This window comes from Paenibacillus sp. FSL H3-0333, from assembly GCF_038002805.1.
Taxonomy (GTDB): domain Bacteria; phylum Bacillota; class Bacilli; order Paenibacillales; family Paenibacillaceae; genus Paenibacillus_AQ; species Paenibacillus_AQ silagei.
Genome location: NZ_JBBODG010000001.1, coordinates 6,153,907 through 6,170,995, shown reverse-complemented (window position 1 = coordinate 6,170,995; position 17,089 = coordinate 6,153,907). Strand labels below are relative to the sequence as shown.

Annotated in this window: 8 protein-coding genes; all 8 read left to right on the top strand. The window is 35.3% G+C overall.

Annotation, left to right across the window (positions count from 1 at the left end; translation table 11 throughout):
- Positions 1–484 precede the first annotated feature (484 nt).
- The 8 genes from MHH78_RS27185 (at position 485) to MHH78_RS27150 (ending at position 17,083) form a co-directional block, all read left to right on the top strand.
- Positions 485–691 (top strand): hypothetical protein, encoded by a 207-nt coding sequence (locus tag MHH78_RS27185; RefSeq protein ID WP_341169457.1) that lies wholly within the window; start codon positions 485–487, stop codon positions 689–691.
- 12 nt (positions 692–703) lie between these two features.
- On the top strand, positions 704–1,462 hold the full coding sequence (locus MHH78_RS27180; RefSeq protein WP_341169456.1) for a GNAT family N-acetyltransferase: 759 nt from the start codon (positions 704–706) through the stop codon (positions 1,460–1,462).
- Positions 1,463–1,612: 150 nt separating this feature from the next.
- Positions 1,613–2,362, top strand: coding sequence for a phage antirepressor (locus MHH78_RS27175; RefSeq protein WP_341169455.1), 750 nt, complete (start codon positions 1,613–1,615; stop codon positions 2,360–2,362).
- 39 nt (positions 2,363–2,401) lie between these two features.
- Positions 2,402–3,538: a homing endonuclease associated repeat-containing protein gene (locus MHH78_RS27170; RefSeq protein WP_341169454.1), complete on the top strand. Its 1,137-nt coding sequence runs from the start codon at positions 2,402–2,404 to the stop codon at positions 3,536–3,538.
- Positions 3,539–3,755: 217 nt separating this feature from the next.
- Positions 3,756–10,313 carry a phage tail tape measure protein gene (locus MHH78_RS27165; protein ID WP_341169453.1) on the top strand — a complete coding sequence of 2,186 codons (6,558 nt, stop codon included), beginning with the start codon at positions 3,756–3,758 and terminating at the stop codon, positions 10,311–10,313.
- Between the two features lie 48 nt (positions 10,314–10,361).
- Positions 10,362–11,138 (top strand): phage tail domain-containing protein, encoded by a 777-nt coding sequence (locus tag MHH78_RS27160; protein ID WP_341169452.1) that lies wholly within the window; start codon positions 10,362–10,364, stop codon positions 11,136–11,138.
- Positions 11,139–11,153: 15 nt separating this feature from the next.
- Positions 11,154–16,685, top strand: coding sequence for a DUF7359 domain-containing protein (locus tag MHH78_RS27155; RefSeq protein ID WP_341169451.1), 5,532 nt, complete (start codon positions 11,154–11,156; stop codon positions 16,683–16,685).
- Entirely contained in the window at positions 16,685–17,083 is a 399-nt protein-coding gene (locus MHH78_RS27150; protein ID WP_341169450.1) for a hypothetical protein, read from the top strand. The genes MHH78_RS27155 and MHH78_RS27150 overlap by 1 nt, the downstream gene beginning before the upstream one ends.
- Positions 17,084–17,089: the final 6 nt, after the last annotated feature.

Genomic DNA, 17,089 nt, shown 5'->3' with positions numbered 1-17,089 from the left:
AATTAGCAAAACAGTTGACATCTATATGGTGTCAGCAATTTTGAGAGTTATATAAGTTTTAAGTTAAATTAGAATTATTGAAGTTGTAAAAAGAGCTTTTGATCTACTGTATGGATAAGGATTTTATTGTTCTTATGGATATTGAAATCTCGCAATTGATATTATAATTAAAAAAGAAGATAGTGAACAAAAAATCCGTCATTATTTCCTAGCTATTTCACTCTTAAGAGCAAGCATTATAATTGAAAAATCCACGTGTTTTTTCTGAATTCTGGTTAAATATTACACAATGGAATTCACATTTGTGCTATAATAAATTAAGATTAATTTCGATAGACTTCTCTTCAATATATTATATGCCGACAATCTATTATCTATTCCTGTCGGATGTAAAAAAAAATGGAGAAAACTATTTGATATTTGGGTACATGATTCTCGTTTATCTGCATAGATCATTTGCTAGAGTATTCTAGGAGGTGTTTCTATGAATATTAGAGATAATAAGGAGGAGATAAAGGTGCAAGCAACTCAAATAAAACCAATTCGTCCTACTGAAATCGAATTTCAGTCTCTAGATGACCTCAAAAAGTTTGTTCAATATGCTACGAGTACAGAGAAAACATATACTGATATTTTAGAACGAGTTCGTAAAGAACAGAAAGCTCACATTAGAACTCCTCGAAGAAAGTAGGCACGGATAGAATTGTTAAACTTCGACTTTCTCTCTGATAAATATTCTGATGACATAAAGGCTTTTCAGTTTAATGATACTCCAGATGAAATCTCAGTAGGTGATTTTCTAAAAGAGAAAGCACTCAATCTCCATCGTTGTCAAAGTGCTATAACTCGACTTTATTTTGATGAGGATCAAAATCTGGTCGGGTTTTTTACTTTGCATAATGATCAAATCAGAATTTCTCCTCGTCAGTTAGAAGAGTTTGAAAAAATATATGGATGGAAATTACCTATCGAAGATCATCATTCCTACCCAGGAATCAAATTGCATTATCTTGGAGTAGATAAAAGATATAGAGGCTTGGGGTATGGGAAGCATTTGTTACGAGATGTCAACGATATTGCTTCAGAAATTGGTGAACTCAGTGGATGCAACTTTGTTTCTGTAGAAGCTCTTACAACTTCAATTGATTTTTACCACAAAAGAGGATTTGTTTGGTTGGCACAGAATGAACAATTTGCCAATATGATTTTCAAGCTGGGTGAAATTGAGATCGATGAATCTATGCGGAAAATGATAATTGATCCTATGACTTTAGGGAAAATGATAGAATCTCTTGTTTCCAGAAGAAAAGAATTGGGATGGGATCACTCTTATCTAGCACAAGCAGCTGGTGTACAGGAGGAAATAATTGAAAGTTTGGAGTTCAGTTCTCAAGTACCAGATGTTGAAACTATAAAGTTATTAGCAGAAGCCTTAGAGATTCCCTATAATCGTTTATTTTAAATCCATTAAAGTCACTTTTTTATAGAGTGATTTTTTTGTTTGATTTTAAAACTAAAAATAATTATATACATTCATTATTTTATGTGATATATTTGAGATGCAGATAGGTTTTTTTTTCTATTTGACACCAAATATAAGGAGATTGGTATATTGTTAAATGGCGGGTTGCTGTTGTTTGAAGGGCATGAGGTAATGATACTTAGCAAGGAAGATGTTAAGTTTGAATTTAAGGGTGATTTTCTTGTACGAGCTAGAGATGTAAGTGAGATTTTGGAGTATTCACTAACAGTCAGATTTGTCGAAGTGATTAAGGATAGATACATCTACAAAGTAAAAAATGATGATATTTCTATTCTCCCAAAAAGAGAGAATAGAAAATTACACAACACAGGTGAGACCTTTATCTCTTCATTTGGTTTATATCAAGGTTTGGCTAATTCAAAAAAGCCCAAAGCAGAGCCATTTCAAGATTGGTTGTTTGAAGATGTTGTGCCTTCAATTCAAAGGCATGGGGCTTACATTGCACCTGAAATTATGCAAGAGATTAGCAAAAATCCGAACTACATAAATGATTTGATTTTAGCACTTCATCAAAGTGAAGCACTTTACTCTCAACTCTTCAAAGCAATGAACTCAGTACCGTTTAACTCAGCGGTTAAATCATTTGGCAAAGGTATTGGGCGTAATAAGGTAATGGCAGATTTACGTAAAAGAAAAGTATTGCTTAAAGGTAGCAATTTACCTGCACAAAGATTCTTGGATAATGGCTTCTTTGAGGTTAAGGATGTTATTAAAAGCAATAAGTTCAATACAAGGGTTATACCAACAACATTTGTAACACCAAAAGGTATAGATTACTTAGCAAAGATTTATGTGAATAAGGAAAAGATATCTATTTAAAATAAAAATAACAATATTAAATTTAAATGGTGATGGATAATGTGTAGGAATGAACTAATTATTACTAAAATTATTGAATGTGCTAATATTATTGGGAAAACTCCCACAATAAAAAAATACAATGAGATAATTAAAATTCCAAGTAGCAAGGTGATAATTAATAATTTTGGAACATGGAATAATGCACTAAGAGAGGCCGGACTATCCTTAAATCTCCAAAAACTAAGTATAGAGTCTGTTAGTGAATACTTTAATGAAAATGGGTGCGAACTACTAACCGAGCAGTATACCAACAATAGACAAGATCTTAAATATATATGTAAATGTGGAGAATTGGCCACGACAAAGATGGATTCATTTAGAAATAGGCCTCATTGCAACTCTTGCTCTATAAAAAAGAAAAACTCTAGAACATTAGATCATGATGTGGTGAAAAATTATTTTGAAAAACATGAATGCAAATTACTTACTACAAATTATTATTCCGTTAAGCAGAAATTAGATTATATTTGTTCGTGCGGCAACTCATCTCAAATTAGTTTTGATTCGTTTCGTAGAGGGCATAGATGTAAAAATTGTGGAACAGAAAAAAATGTGAAGCGAATGAAAAAAACAATTGAGGACGTTCGTGAAATATTTAAAGTCAATGGGTGCAAACTACTAGATGATAAATACATTAACAATAAACAAGTTTTGAATTTTATTTGTTTATGTGGCAATAAAAATGGATGCATTCGGTTGAGTGATTTTTTATATGGGAGACGATGTAAACAATGCTCAAATAATAAGAAATCGATAGTCAACAAAGGTCGTAGGTATCCAAATAACTCGGGTGTCAAGCATCCATTTTGGAATCCTGCAAAAACTCAAGAAGAACGTGAAAAGGGAAGGTTGTTTACTGAATATAAACAATGGAGAAAAGATGTTTATATAAGAGATAAATACACATGTCAATGTTGTGGCGACACAACCGGAGGAAATTTAAATGCTCATCATCTCAATGGATGGGATTGGTGTAAAAATGAAAGATTTGACTTAAGCAATGGAATAACACTGTGCGAAATGTGTCATACTGATTTTCATGGAATTTATGGACTTGGGGGTAACACAAAGGAACAATGGTTAGAATACATGGAGAATTTATTACTCAAAGATCCAGTGTTTAGTCTAATTTAATTTTCATTAAAGCCAGTAAACGTTCTCTAGCCAATTTCCAACGTAGGTAATTATTATAAGAAGAACACACTTAATGGCGTGGTCTTCTTACATTCTAAGTCACTCATCCTTCAGTGGCTTTTTTTATAAAATAAAGAAATAGAAAGTAAAAATTTTTGAACAAGAAGCGGCCAATTGGATTCGCTTCTTTTTTTGCGTCTAAAAAGGAGTGAAGATAATGGCAAATGAATTAGGACTATTAATAACAGCAGGGCTAAATCAAGGAAAGAGTATTGGTGAGATAAACAAGGCAATAAAGGAGTTAGCTAAATCTCCAAGTTTACAAAAGTTAAAGTTGAATATTGATATTGATCAGAGTTTTGTTAAGGGTATGAACAGTTTTGTTGAAGCTTCAAAAAAGCTCAGTAGTAATTTAGACGCTCAACGAAAAGTGGTCAAAGAAACAATTGAAGAACATAGAGCATTAGATGGAACACTAACAAAGAATACAAAACAAGTTTTGGCTAATGGCGAAATCATTGAGAAATCAAGAATTAAACACGATGCCCAAAAGAAAGCAATAGAGGCAGAACGGAAAAGTTTAGAAGACTTGAACATCAGCCTTGCAAATTATACTAAGGTAAACGAAAGAGTTTCTTATAATAAGGCTGGTCAAATAAGTAATGTAAAAAATACATATAAAAATGACACAACAGGAAGTACATTAACAGTAAATACGGATGCTGAAGGTTACGTTAAAAATTACGCCAAGTTAGAAGAGTATCTTAAGTTACAGCAATCTGCATTAGCACAAGAAAAAGCAATAAATAAGCAAAGAGAACAAGTCGCCAAAGAAGAATACAATACACGCAAGGCAATTGCTGATAAAGCGCTCAAGGAAGAAGAGCAAAGGAATAAAGCATTTGAAGCTACTCTTAAACAAAGGTATGAGTTTGAGAAAAATCAAGCAGCAAAATCTGAGGCATTAGACAAAGCACATTATCAGGCACTCCAGCAGAATAAGAAGAGAGACCAGGATTATGCTCAATCTATAGCTAATACTCAGCAAAAGATTTCAGATGCTAAGACAAAGTATAGTGGTAATGCTAATGCTGTAGCCAGTTTAAATGAGTTGGAGACTAAGCTCAGATCGATTAGTAATATAGGTGATTTTAAGTCACCGTTAAATAATTTGAATAATGAATTGAAACGAACAGTAAGCCAATTAAATGAAGGTACAGGCCATGCTAGGAGTTTTGGGGATTCGTTAAAGAGTGCGTTCCAGAATATTGTTATGTATGCTGGGATTGGTAGTATATTTAGTGGTGCAACTCAATTTTTACGTGAAGGCATCAGCTATGTAAATGAATTGAATAAGTCTCTTACTGAGCTATCCATTGTATATATGGAGGGCCAAGATGAAGTTGGAAAGTATGCTGAGAAGTTCCATGAGCTTGGTATGGAAATGGGGATAACATCTAGTGAGCTTATGAGAGGTGCAGTTGAATTTGCAAGACAGGGATTGTCACCCAAAGATACCTTTAGTCGCATGGAAACAACTATTAAATATGCTAAAATCTCAAGCTTAGAATTTGCAGAAGCAGCGAAAATAATGACAGCATCAATCAATAGTATGAATGTCAGTGCTGAACGAGCAAGTGATGTATTTAGTTACCTTGGTGATGCTACTGCGAGTGGTGCAGACGAGGTAGGCCAAGCTATGCAGCGTGTTGGTGGTACTGCTGGCGCTATCGGAGTGGAATTTGAGAAGGTAGCATCTTGGATTGCAACAATGTCAGCAAATAGCCGTGAAGGTGCATACACAATTGGTAACTCAATAAAGTCTATCCTAGCGCGTATGCAGTCTATGAAAGAAAATGGCTTTGATGAAGAAGATGGCACACAAGTTAATGATGTTGCAAAGGCTTTAGCCACAATTGGAGTAGAGCTTGTGGATGCACAGGGCAACTTTAGAGATTTTGGTGTGGTTATGGACGAAATCGGTGGTAAGTGGGACAGTCTGACTAATAGACAGCAAGCGTATATTAGTACTACCGTTGCGGGTAGCTGGCAATCTGCTAAATTCCTCGGTTTGATGAGTGATTATGGACAATCTGTTGATCTGTATAAGGGTGCATTAGATAGTGCTGGAGTAAGCACCGAGAAATTTGGATTATACCAACAAGGTACAGAGGCGCATATCGATACAATGAAGACTGCGCTTGAAGGATTATGGAGCAGCATGTTTAAGTCTGAAGGTATCCGTAGTGTAGTTGATATGATGACGAGTCTACTTACAGCGATCACTAAGGTAACTGATAAATTTGGCGGATTGCAGACTATTGTTGGGACAGCTACGATAGCGTTTTTACTATTTAATCGTTCGTTGCCAGCAAGTGCACTGAATCTGATTGGACTTGAAGCAACAAAAGTGGGAAGTAAAATTGCAGTTATGACTGGGGGCCTAGTCAGTGCAAGAGTGGCAGCAATAGGTCTTCAATTGGCTATGGGAGCGGGCTTAGTCGCAGCAATGGTACTTGTTACTTCAGTAATTAGCAAACTCGTCACAGCCCATCAAAAAGCAAAAGAAGAACAAAAAGCTCTAGCTGAGCAACAAAAGAAGATTGCTGACTCATGGAATAATCAAAGAACGCATATTGAGGATCTCATTGAGCAGTATAATAAGTTAAATGAAGCTACTAATGGTGGCAAACTATTTGCAGATATTGAACAAGAGACCAAATATAAAGAGTTAGTTGATCAAATTGCAGAGTTAATGCCAAATCTAGTTGCGAGTATTGATGAGAAGGGCGAGAAGCATCTTAAAAATGCAGCAGCCATCCAAGAGGAACTTAAATATGCACAGCAATTAGCAGATCTTGATAATAATCAAATTGTAATTGATGCTGAAGATACGTTTAAAAACAAAATTAAAGAGATAAAAGAGTTTAAAGATGAAATAGCAGATCTTAGAACAAAAATGGCTTTGGGTGGTCAATTTGTTGGTTCAACTTTTATTAAATTCGATAAATCTGAATTAAATCAGATGGAAATGAGTTTGATTAGCCTACAACAAAAAGCTGCCACTGCGACACAAGGTGTAAAGGAAAGTCTTAGCAATGTTGTAACTAGCCTCTTATCTATCAACAAGGTCAAAATTGATGATAATGTTAGTAAACAAATAAGTAATGTAATTGCTGGACTAAATTTAGAAGGTTTATCACCGGAAGAGATTAACAGCAAGTCAAATGCTATTGGAGACTTTGCGTTAAAACTAGCAAAACTACAAGAGACCTCTTACCAGCCACTTGTTAAACAATTAAGTAATGATATCAGAGTTTTAGGATTTAGTCTGGGTAAAACAAGCAATGAAGTTGATCTAATGATTGCTTCTGCTATTGATGCAAACAGCGTTTTAAGTAAGCAAGCAGATGCATTAACCGTAGTCGCTAACCATACGAGTGAAGCTGAAAAGGTAACTGCTAATTTATCTGATACTCTAAAGGATACTACAGATGCTGTGACTCCTTTAAATGCTGCAATAGAGACGTTAAGAGAAGGCAAACGATTAACCGCCGAAGAGATTCTTAACCTCATCGAGAAAGAAAAAGGCTTTGCAGATGCAGTTACCTATGAGAACGGTGTCCTAGATGTTAATTTAGATAAAGTAGTAGCTTTACGTGATGGAAAAATTCAAGGAATCAATGATGTAATTAAGGCAAAAGAAGCTGAACTTAAAGCACTTGAGACTGCTACAACTAATGAGCTTAGACTATATGGTATCCAGATTGATGGTATCAAAAGTGTTGCACAAGCTATGCAGGCATTAGCGCAAAAACGTGAAGAAGTGCAAAAAGATACATATACAATGATGCACATGCAAATGCCTGGCGAGGATGACGGGGCAAAGGATTATCTTAAAAAGTTGCAACAAGATAACTCTAACATCATCAACATGCAGAAATCTTTACAGGCAATTGATACAGCTAAGAAAGAGCTTGAGGCTCTTAAAGCTCTTGCTGCAAGTGACACTTTAAAAACCGTTGGAACATCTAGTGATAGTAAAGACTCGAATAAAAATAGTGACAAAGCTGCTAAAGACCTCGCAGAAATTAAAGATGCTACCGAAGCTCGAATTGCCGCCATAAATGCCCTTGCAGCCGCTCAAGCAAAATTAAATGAAGCTTATGCTACAGCATCTTCAACGGCAGAAGGCAATAATCAATATGCTGAAGCTATTAAGCAACAAACATCCTTAATTGACGGTCAAACTAAAGCAATTAATTTGCTAAGCAATGCTAATAAAACACTCTATAGTGATCGTGCTGCACTCCAAAACTCACATAAAAACTATAAAATGTCTAGTTGGATTGGTCCAGATGGGGAAGCATCTCAGGCATACACTAAGCTTTACAATTCCATGAAGTCTGGGACAGCCCAAAAGGAATTGCAAGGGATATTCGATAAATATAAGTTGCTCACTTCTGCAATTGGGGAAAATAATGCAACAATCAGAACAACAACAGCAAACCAAGTTACTGATACTACTCATCTTCGTGAACAATATTTCAAACAATCTGAGTATTATATTGAAACTGAATCCCAAAAGATGCGTCAATCTGGTAAAACAGAACTTCAGATTGCTCAATTTGTATATGATTCTAGAAAACGAATGGCTTCTGAAAAATGGGCAATGGATCGTAAAATCACTAAATTATCTGCCGATGAACAAATAGCTGCTGAGAAGGCCGTTTTTGAATCAGGCAATACTTTACGTGAAGAACATTTTAAACACTCAGAAAAGTACATCGAAGAAGAATCAGAAAAAATGCGTCAATCGGGTAAGAGTGAGGTTGAGATTGCTCAATTTGTTCTTGAAGCACGTAAACGCATGGCATCTGAGAAGTGGACGACAGAACGGAAAATAACGAAACTCTCTGCTGAAGAACAGATTGCTGCTGATAAAGCTGTTTATGAAGCAAATAAAGACTATAACCAGAAGCGAATTGAAGAGGTTAAGAAGAGAATTACTAAAATTGATGCTATGTTGACAGCATCTAATAGTAAACTTACTAAGCTTGAAGATAATTTAACAAACAAACTTAACAATTTGTATAGTCCAGGTTCTTTATCTTCATATAATAGTGAACTCTCTTCTAATATTAGTCTCCTTCAGCAAAAACAAGTACAGGAACAACTAGTGGAAGCAGAGCTACGTAGACAGATGAAGGCGGTAGGTCTGACAAAAGATGAGTATGAAGATCTCAATACCCAACTGATTGCCTCTGTACAGAATCAAATTGATCTAGCTACATCAATAGGGGATACGAGCAAAAAGATCATTGAGCAACAACGGCAAATGGCCGATGATATTGTATCCATTATTAAAGAGGGTTATGAGAAGCAAAAAGAATTAGCCCTTGGTAATATTGATAAGCAGAAAGATGCAATTGATAAAGTTTCGGAAGCTTTTGAAAAAGCACAAGATTCTAAAATAGACGCTTTAGATGAGGAAATAAATAAACTTGAAGAGGTTTATGCTGCTCGTATTAAGCTGATTGACGATGTTGAAGATGAAGAGTCCTATAGTAAGAAGTTAACAAAGGTACAGGAAGAGGCTCAGAAAACTCGGGATCAGATAGCAGTACTCTCACGTTCAGATGATTTGGCTGATAAAGCTAGACGTAAAGACCTCGAAGAGAAACTCGCTGAACAAATCAATGATATTGCTGAAATGCAACATGAACGCGAGCTGAAGTTACGTAAAGATTCGCTACAGAGTGAACTGGATGCCCAGAAGACTGAACTTGAAAAATCTAAAAGTGTTGAGCAAGGGAAAATTGATGCCAACAAGAAAACTGTTGATGCACAAAAACAACTTCTAGATGAACAGAAGAAAACACAGGAAATCTATTATGATAATCTCATTAATGATGAGCGGACATTCTATCAGTTAAAACAGGAAATTATGGCTGGTAATTACTCTAATGCTACCGCACAGTTGGAAGCACTGAAATTATTTTATCAAGCAAATACAGCCTCAATTGGTTCAAGCATATCTAATAATCTCATAGATAAAATTGGTTTAATGCAGGTTCGAATGAGTGAAGCGGCATCTACGATGAATGCTAATTTCCTGAGTATAAGTAATAATATTCAAAATACACTGTTAGCAACACTCAATACTCTTATTGCCAAACTCTCTGAGCTTAGTAAGATTAATCTTGATAACTTGAATAATACACCAACCGTTTCTGGAAGTACTAGTAGTTCTGGAAGCTCATCAAACCCCTATGTAGACCCCAATAGTCCCAACTATTATGTTTTATCACAAAAAGAGATTGATAAAATTAAGGCAGAACAAGATGCGGTTAAAACAACGCCAAGATTAGAAGAAATGCGAGAAGCGATTAAAGGTAAACATTGGAATGGTACGGCTTGGGTTTATCATACAGGTGGTACTGTTGGTAAGAAACCTCTTGCAAAAGGGGAAGTTCCTGCAATTCTAAAGCTCGGTGAGACTGTATTTACTGAGGAACAGATGGCAAAACTTCAATCAATGGTTATTAAGCCAATCAATATGATTGAATCTGTGAAAAATGGGATTCAACAAAGTGTGTCTAGAATCTCCTCGTTTACACCTTCTAGCTCTACTCAGGCTGTTGTACAAAAAGGGAACACAATAGAAGGGGGAGTAACATTTAGCTTCCCTGGATTCAGTGGAACCAAACGTGAAGGTAAAGAAGCAGTAAAGTACATGGTAAATGAATTGAATAAATTAGGATTTGATTTTTAGAGGTGGTACTCCCACCTCTTTTTAATTTGAGAAGAGGTGGATTATATTATGGCAATCGCAGAGAGTGTGTACTTCACTTTTAATGGAGTAAATTCTAAAAGATACGGAATCATAAATTGTTCTATGGAATCTGGACTTATCGAAGAACAATTCTACTCTGAAAGGTCTCTTGAACGAAAAAGAGTAAAGGGAAATGAAATTCCATACCTACAAGACGTTGTTGATGAACCGTTAAAGTTAAAAGTTACATTTGCATTTGAAAACCCATGGGACGATGAGAATATTCGAGCTGTTGCAAGATGGCTGAGACAACCTTACTTTAGTGAGATGTCATTTTCAGAAGAGCCAAATAAAATATATTTTGTTATGTATACTGGCAATGCTACATTGTTACACAATTCCTTGAAACAAGGTGTAGTCACATTAGAATTTGAAAATATTAGTCAGTACATTTATTCACCCGTATATATGTCCCAGCAATATGATATTTCAACTAATACTTCGGCTGGAACGGATATTATCTACATTAATGAAGGTGATGTTGATGATACTCCTGATATTGAAATTGTTAAGGTTGGTAACGGTGATGTTAGCATTGTTAATTATAGTGATGAAGGTCGAGAATTTAAAGTTGTAGGCATCTTGAACGGAGAAACAGTTTTGATTGACACGGAGAATGAAGAAATAGAAAGTAGCATTCCAAATACATATAGATATGAAAATGTTACTACGGAATACATTAAATTTCCTCGTGGCAGCAACAAAATAAAAATATATGGAACATGCAAAATTCAATTTAAATCAAGATTTAAGTATTTAAAATAAGTGAGGTGAATAATATTGTTTCGAAGTATTAACCTGTCTAAAAAACCATATGATTTAAAAATGTGGATTGCTAAGCCTAATAAGAATGTGATATCTCCAAACCTTAGAGAAGCGTATAGCAAAACCTTAAAGATTGTTTTATCAGGAGTTCATGAACTCAATTTCTCACTTCCACTGGTGATTGATAAGAAACTGGATGCTACAGATAACCCGAATGTAAGTAAGCTCAAAGAACGTTTTACCATGAAACTCAATTTAGGTAAATTTGAAGAATGGATGATCATTGATAAGGTCACCAGAAATATGGATGATAATTGCTTTGAGGTAAAGTGTTATTCTCTTGCTTATCAACTTAAATATAAACGACTACAAAATTATTCAGCTGATGCGGTATCAATTGCAACAGTTCTTACAGATACACTTGACCAAACAGGTTGGACAATTGGAGAAATCGATAAAGAACTGTTAAGTTTATATCGCTCCTTTGATATTAGTAGTAGTAACAAGTTAGATTTTTTAAATGAAGTTGCTGAAAAATACAGTGCTGTTCTAATTTATAATAACAGTGAGCGCACCGTGAATTACTACAAACCAGAGAATGTTGGAACAAATCGTGGGCTTAAATTCTCTTATGGTAAGTATCTTGAGAATGTACAATATGAGGAAGATTATGATGAAGTCTACACTCATCTCAGAGTCACAGGGGCAGATGACATAGGCATTCATGCGTATAACCCTACAGGATTAGGCTATTTAATTGATTATTCCCACTACCTTTATCCATTTGAGCGTGATGCAAATAGAAATATAATTCAACATTCAAATTATATGGAAGACGACTTAGCTCATGCAGTTATGGATTTCATGACAAAGATAGATTTAAGGAAAAATGATTTCAACAATTTTCTTGCTAAGCTAAATGGTTTTCAAACTCAACTTACCGTAAAAACGAATGAATTAAATGTACTTAATACTGAATTGAAAATCATATTAGATAATATTGCCGTTACACAAGAATCTGGCGGGAACACTACAGCCCTTCAAACTCAGAAATCGACTAAAGAATCTCAAATTGCAAGCAAAAAAACAGAGATCAATACTGTAAATAGTCAAATTACTTCTGTAAATAACAATATTGAAGCACTTAAATTAGACCTATCCTATCGCACCAATTTCACTGATGCTCAATACCAAGAGCTTATTTTGAATTATATTCAAGAAGGTGAAATCTCAGAGAGTAACATTAGTGATGAGTTAGAACTATATGAGTATGGTATTGAACAGTTGGAACTAAAGCGAAGTCCAAAAATCAATCTAACTGTAGATATTATTAACTTTCTACAATGTTTATCGGAGCAACGTAACTGGGATAAGTTGATTATCGGAGATCAAGTTACGATCTATAATGACAAGCTGAAGGTAAACACTAAAGCGAATCTTTCATCTATTGAATATGATTTCAATAATGGAGGCATTCAGGTTGAAATTAAAGATATCCAAAAAAGAGATACGGCTGAAACACGTTACTTTAAGAAGCTTCTCAAATTTGCTGAAACTGAAAAATCTCAAAAAGCGGCAAAGATTGCCTTAGAAAACTTAACTTACAACTTTAATACTCGTAATGACCGTATTTCCACAGTTCCTGCTGACCCGATTATTGCTAATGATGGTACGGCAATTGATCATGTACAAAATACAGATGGTTCGGTTGATATTAGCTTTGAATGGAAATACAATCTCACAAATTCCCAAGCAGATGAATACAATATTGATGGTTTTATAGTGTACATACGGACACTTACCACAAATGAAAAGTATACTTTTGGTTCTACAATTGCTAAAGAGGATCGGCGTGAGGTTACAGCGGATAAAAGGGCAGTTCTGATTAGTGGTGTCCCTGCAAATCGTTACTATACTTTTGGCATTCAGTCTTATCGGAGGGTAGACCAAGATATTGTTCCTACTGGTATTTTGACCTCAAATACAGTGAAATCACTATATGCCAACGAAAATCCGTATCAACCTTCATCTACAGTACCCTTTTATGGAAATGTACTTGGTACAATTGATGGACAAAATGTGGATTCTTCACGTATTGTCGAATGGGATAGCGCTTATGATGCTTTGCCGTTTATAGATTTGCAAATCCAAGAAGTGAACGATAGCTTGGCCCAATTGGATAATAATATTGATACTTTGTTTACGGATAAAGTTATTACCTCAATTGAAGCAAATTCGTTGGACAATGCTCTAACTCAGGTTAAAAAGGAGTCTGAAGACTTAATTACAGTGTCTACTAGTCTGGGTATTACAACAGAGAAGACAGCATATGCTGCTGCATTAGCTAACCTGGATAACGAACTATCCGCAAATTGGCTTCATCAGGCTATCTATCCTAAAAATATTACTACAGTCCAAAGAGATGCAATTAAAAGTAAATTTGCTTCTGTTCAAGATATGAAATCAAAATTGATTAACAAGATAGCGGCTATTAGACAAGCTAATACTACGTCCTATATAGATGCAGAAATTGTTGGGGTTAACAGTACTTTAAATACTTTAAATTCTCAAATTAATTCGTTTTCTAGTGATTTAAACATCACACTTGCTGAAGCAAATGCCTTAGAGCTTTCGTATAGTCAAGTAATTAAGGAATCTGAAAATATTGTCAGCATAGCATCAAGCTTATCCATTACGACAGAAAGAACAAACTATTCTTCTGCTTTGGCAGCATTGACTACAGAAATTAATAAGTGGATTAATAAGACATACCCACTTGCTATTAGTTCGACAGATCGAACCAATGTTCAGACTAAATTTGAAAATGTTCAGAACTTAAAATCGATCCTGATTAATAAGATATCAGCAGTTAGAGAGGCTAACTCGAAGACTTACGCTGATCAACAAATATCGGAGCTCGATACCTCGTTAAATACACTTTCTTCTCAAGTCAAAGAATTCTCAAATGATAATAAATTAACCTTAGCAGAAGCTAATGCTTTAGAAATTTCTTTAAATCAAGTCGTTAAAGAATCTGAGGATATCGTTTCTATTGCTGGAACTTTATCAATCACAACTGAGAAATCAACATATTCCTCAGCAATTTCTAACTTACAGATAGAAATGAACAATTGGATTAATAAATCAACATATCCGATTACTATTACTTCTGCCAATAGAACATCTATTCAAAGTAAGTTTGAAGCTGTACAAAGTGCAAAGTCCGTACTTATTAATAAGATTGCTTCTGTTCGTGAAGCTAATGCTAAAACATATACTGACACTACTGCTAACGCCAAACTTGCAGAGATTGCTGCTGATGATAAACTTACACCAATTGAAAAATCGTCAACAAAGTTGGAATGGGATGTTATTGTTTCTGAGAAAAGCACTATTGAAAGTCAGGCAACTACCTATGGGATTACGACTGCTAAAACAACATATACAACCGCCTATAACACTTTAAGCAGCTACATCACTCCTTTATTGGCAAACCTTTCTGTAACAAGTGACATTGTAGGTACAACTTTCAGAACAAATTTTAAGAATTATTATGATGCAAAAACTACTTTGCTTAAAGGAATTTCAGATGCTGCTAAATCTTTAGCTGACAATGCCTATGACTATGCTGTTGCCCCAAATGTAAATTTGCTTCAAAATGGTGGAGCTGAGATATATACAGGGAAATACGGAGCTAATATTCCTGATGGCTGGACGATATGGCAACCAAGTAATCTTTGTATTTTCACACGTAGATTAAATGATGCTACGTGGACGATTGCAGGAAATGCGAGTTTTGAAATTAATTCAGGGAGTTCTACAACAAATACAAATGGCGTTTACTATCAGGATTATTTGGGTGCTACACCAGGGAAGACATACACACTCTCGGGTAAACTTGGTACACATCGATGTACTGGATTTATTCAAATGGTTTTTATGGATGCAATCGGAAACTGGTTGCTATCAAAAGAAGTATCTAAAACAAATGATTCTAGCACTACTGCTGTTTTAAAAATGTCTGGTGTTGCTCCTACTGGTACAACGAAGATAAGAGTGCATCTGAACAAAGATGTAACTATGTCAGGTCAGGCTAATAGCTATATGTTTGCTGATAACATTAAACTGGAAGTAGGCGATAAAGCTACAGCGTATGTGGAAGCTGGAAATTCCGATGCAATTAATAATGGAGTTCAGCTTGGACAAAAGTATCAAAATGTCGAAACGAATTCAACAGATGGTATAAAAGTAACAAACAGTGACGGTAGCACTTCAAAATTAAATGGTAATGGACTAGAGATTCGTGGCGGTAACGTCAAGATGTATGATTCGGCTGGTCGGCTTGTATTAGATGGACGTGGAGTTAACCCTCTTGAAACTTCAGGGTGGGGAATCACATCAGGGTTAACTTTGGGTATCCAAAGTGAAACAAGAGGCGATTTTGTTGAAGTTCAATATCTTGGCCCAGATGTGAATGATTGGGGACAGGCGAATGTTTATCTACAATTAAATACAGTGGCTGGGTTGCCTTGGTCTGGAGCACTTTATATGCCAGGGAATAGTTGGCTTGGTACGGTAAATTATGACTCGCCAAATAGTTCGAATAACACGGTAAGAACATCAGCTTCTGCCTATTTAGGACTGAAAAATGGTTGTTACTTGTGGAATAAAAGCCCCAGCGGTTCTATAGCTCTAAAGATAACATCTGGGAGTGCTATCCTCAAAAACGGCGTTTATGTAAATATACCGAATGATGTTTATTTAAATGTGCCTGTATCATCAAGTGTTGATGATGAAGATGGTTGGCAATATCGCGTTATCTATATTAATAGTGCTGGGAGTATCACTTATATGAACGCTGGTACTTCTGGTGGAGTTCGAGATGAGTGGAATATTGATGTGTATCCAGCTAATCCTAGAAATACTGTTGATAGCAATGCGGTAATATTAGGTGTAATTCTTTGTGGAGGTAATGGTGTTGCTAAAAAACCTTTTGGTAGCCATGTAATTATGCATCCTGATTTTCGCGATGAGCGAGCTGTAAAGGTGATTGATAAGGTTTCCTCGGGCGGTAAGTACTCAGCAACAATACAAAAATCGGTTTTAGCAACATCCTCAGGAAGTTATGGAGCGTGGGCAGGTACAATTTCCTTATCAGAAGGTCAACTGCCTTTTCCAATAGCCCTACCAGTAGGTCAAGGTAAAAGAATTGCAAATGTATCTATTTCTTCTGTTTCAAGTCTTTCAGCTACGGATGATAGTCAGAATTATGGCGCAACATTATTTTTAGGTTTAAAAGATCCATGCAAAAATATTACTCAGCCAAAATGGTCTATTAGTTATAGCAATAATTACATTGATAACGGTTATAACGATGGAAACATTAATTATCTTGTACCTGCCAGCGCGCTTGGGTGGAGTTATATGTATATAAGCGATGCTTGGCTAGAAATAGGTGCTGATGGTGAAGTCTACCTTAGAATAAATGTGAATCAGCAATATAACAGCGAAACGAGAAATATAAGAATAAATTGGATGTGTTGGTAATGGTATTAATAGCCTATAGAAAAGATACAAATGAAGTTGTACATTATGTAGATTGTGATGGGGTGAATATTGACCCTTCATTATTTGGGTTATATCACGCCTGTCTAAAGTACATTTGTCCTGATTTAAAATATGAAGACTTTGGTGAGTATTATGTTGACGAGAGTGTAAGACAAGAAGACGGTATAAACCTCAGAGATAAAATAATCATGTACTCAAAAATAAAAGTAATCATAGAGGATGGAATGCCAAAGGGATTAGATTTTATTGAATTAAGCAATGCTGATCCATTAAATCCACCTATTGCTGAAGAACAACAAAAGAAAATTGAAGATCTGGAGAACATAATTCAATCTCAGCAACGAATGATTGATGAAATACTTAAAAAGTTAGGCTAAAAAAAC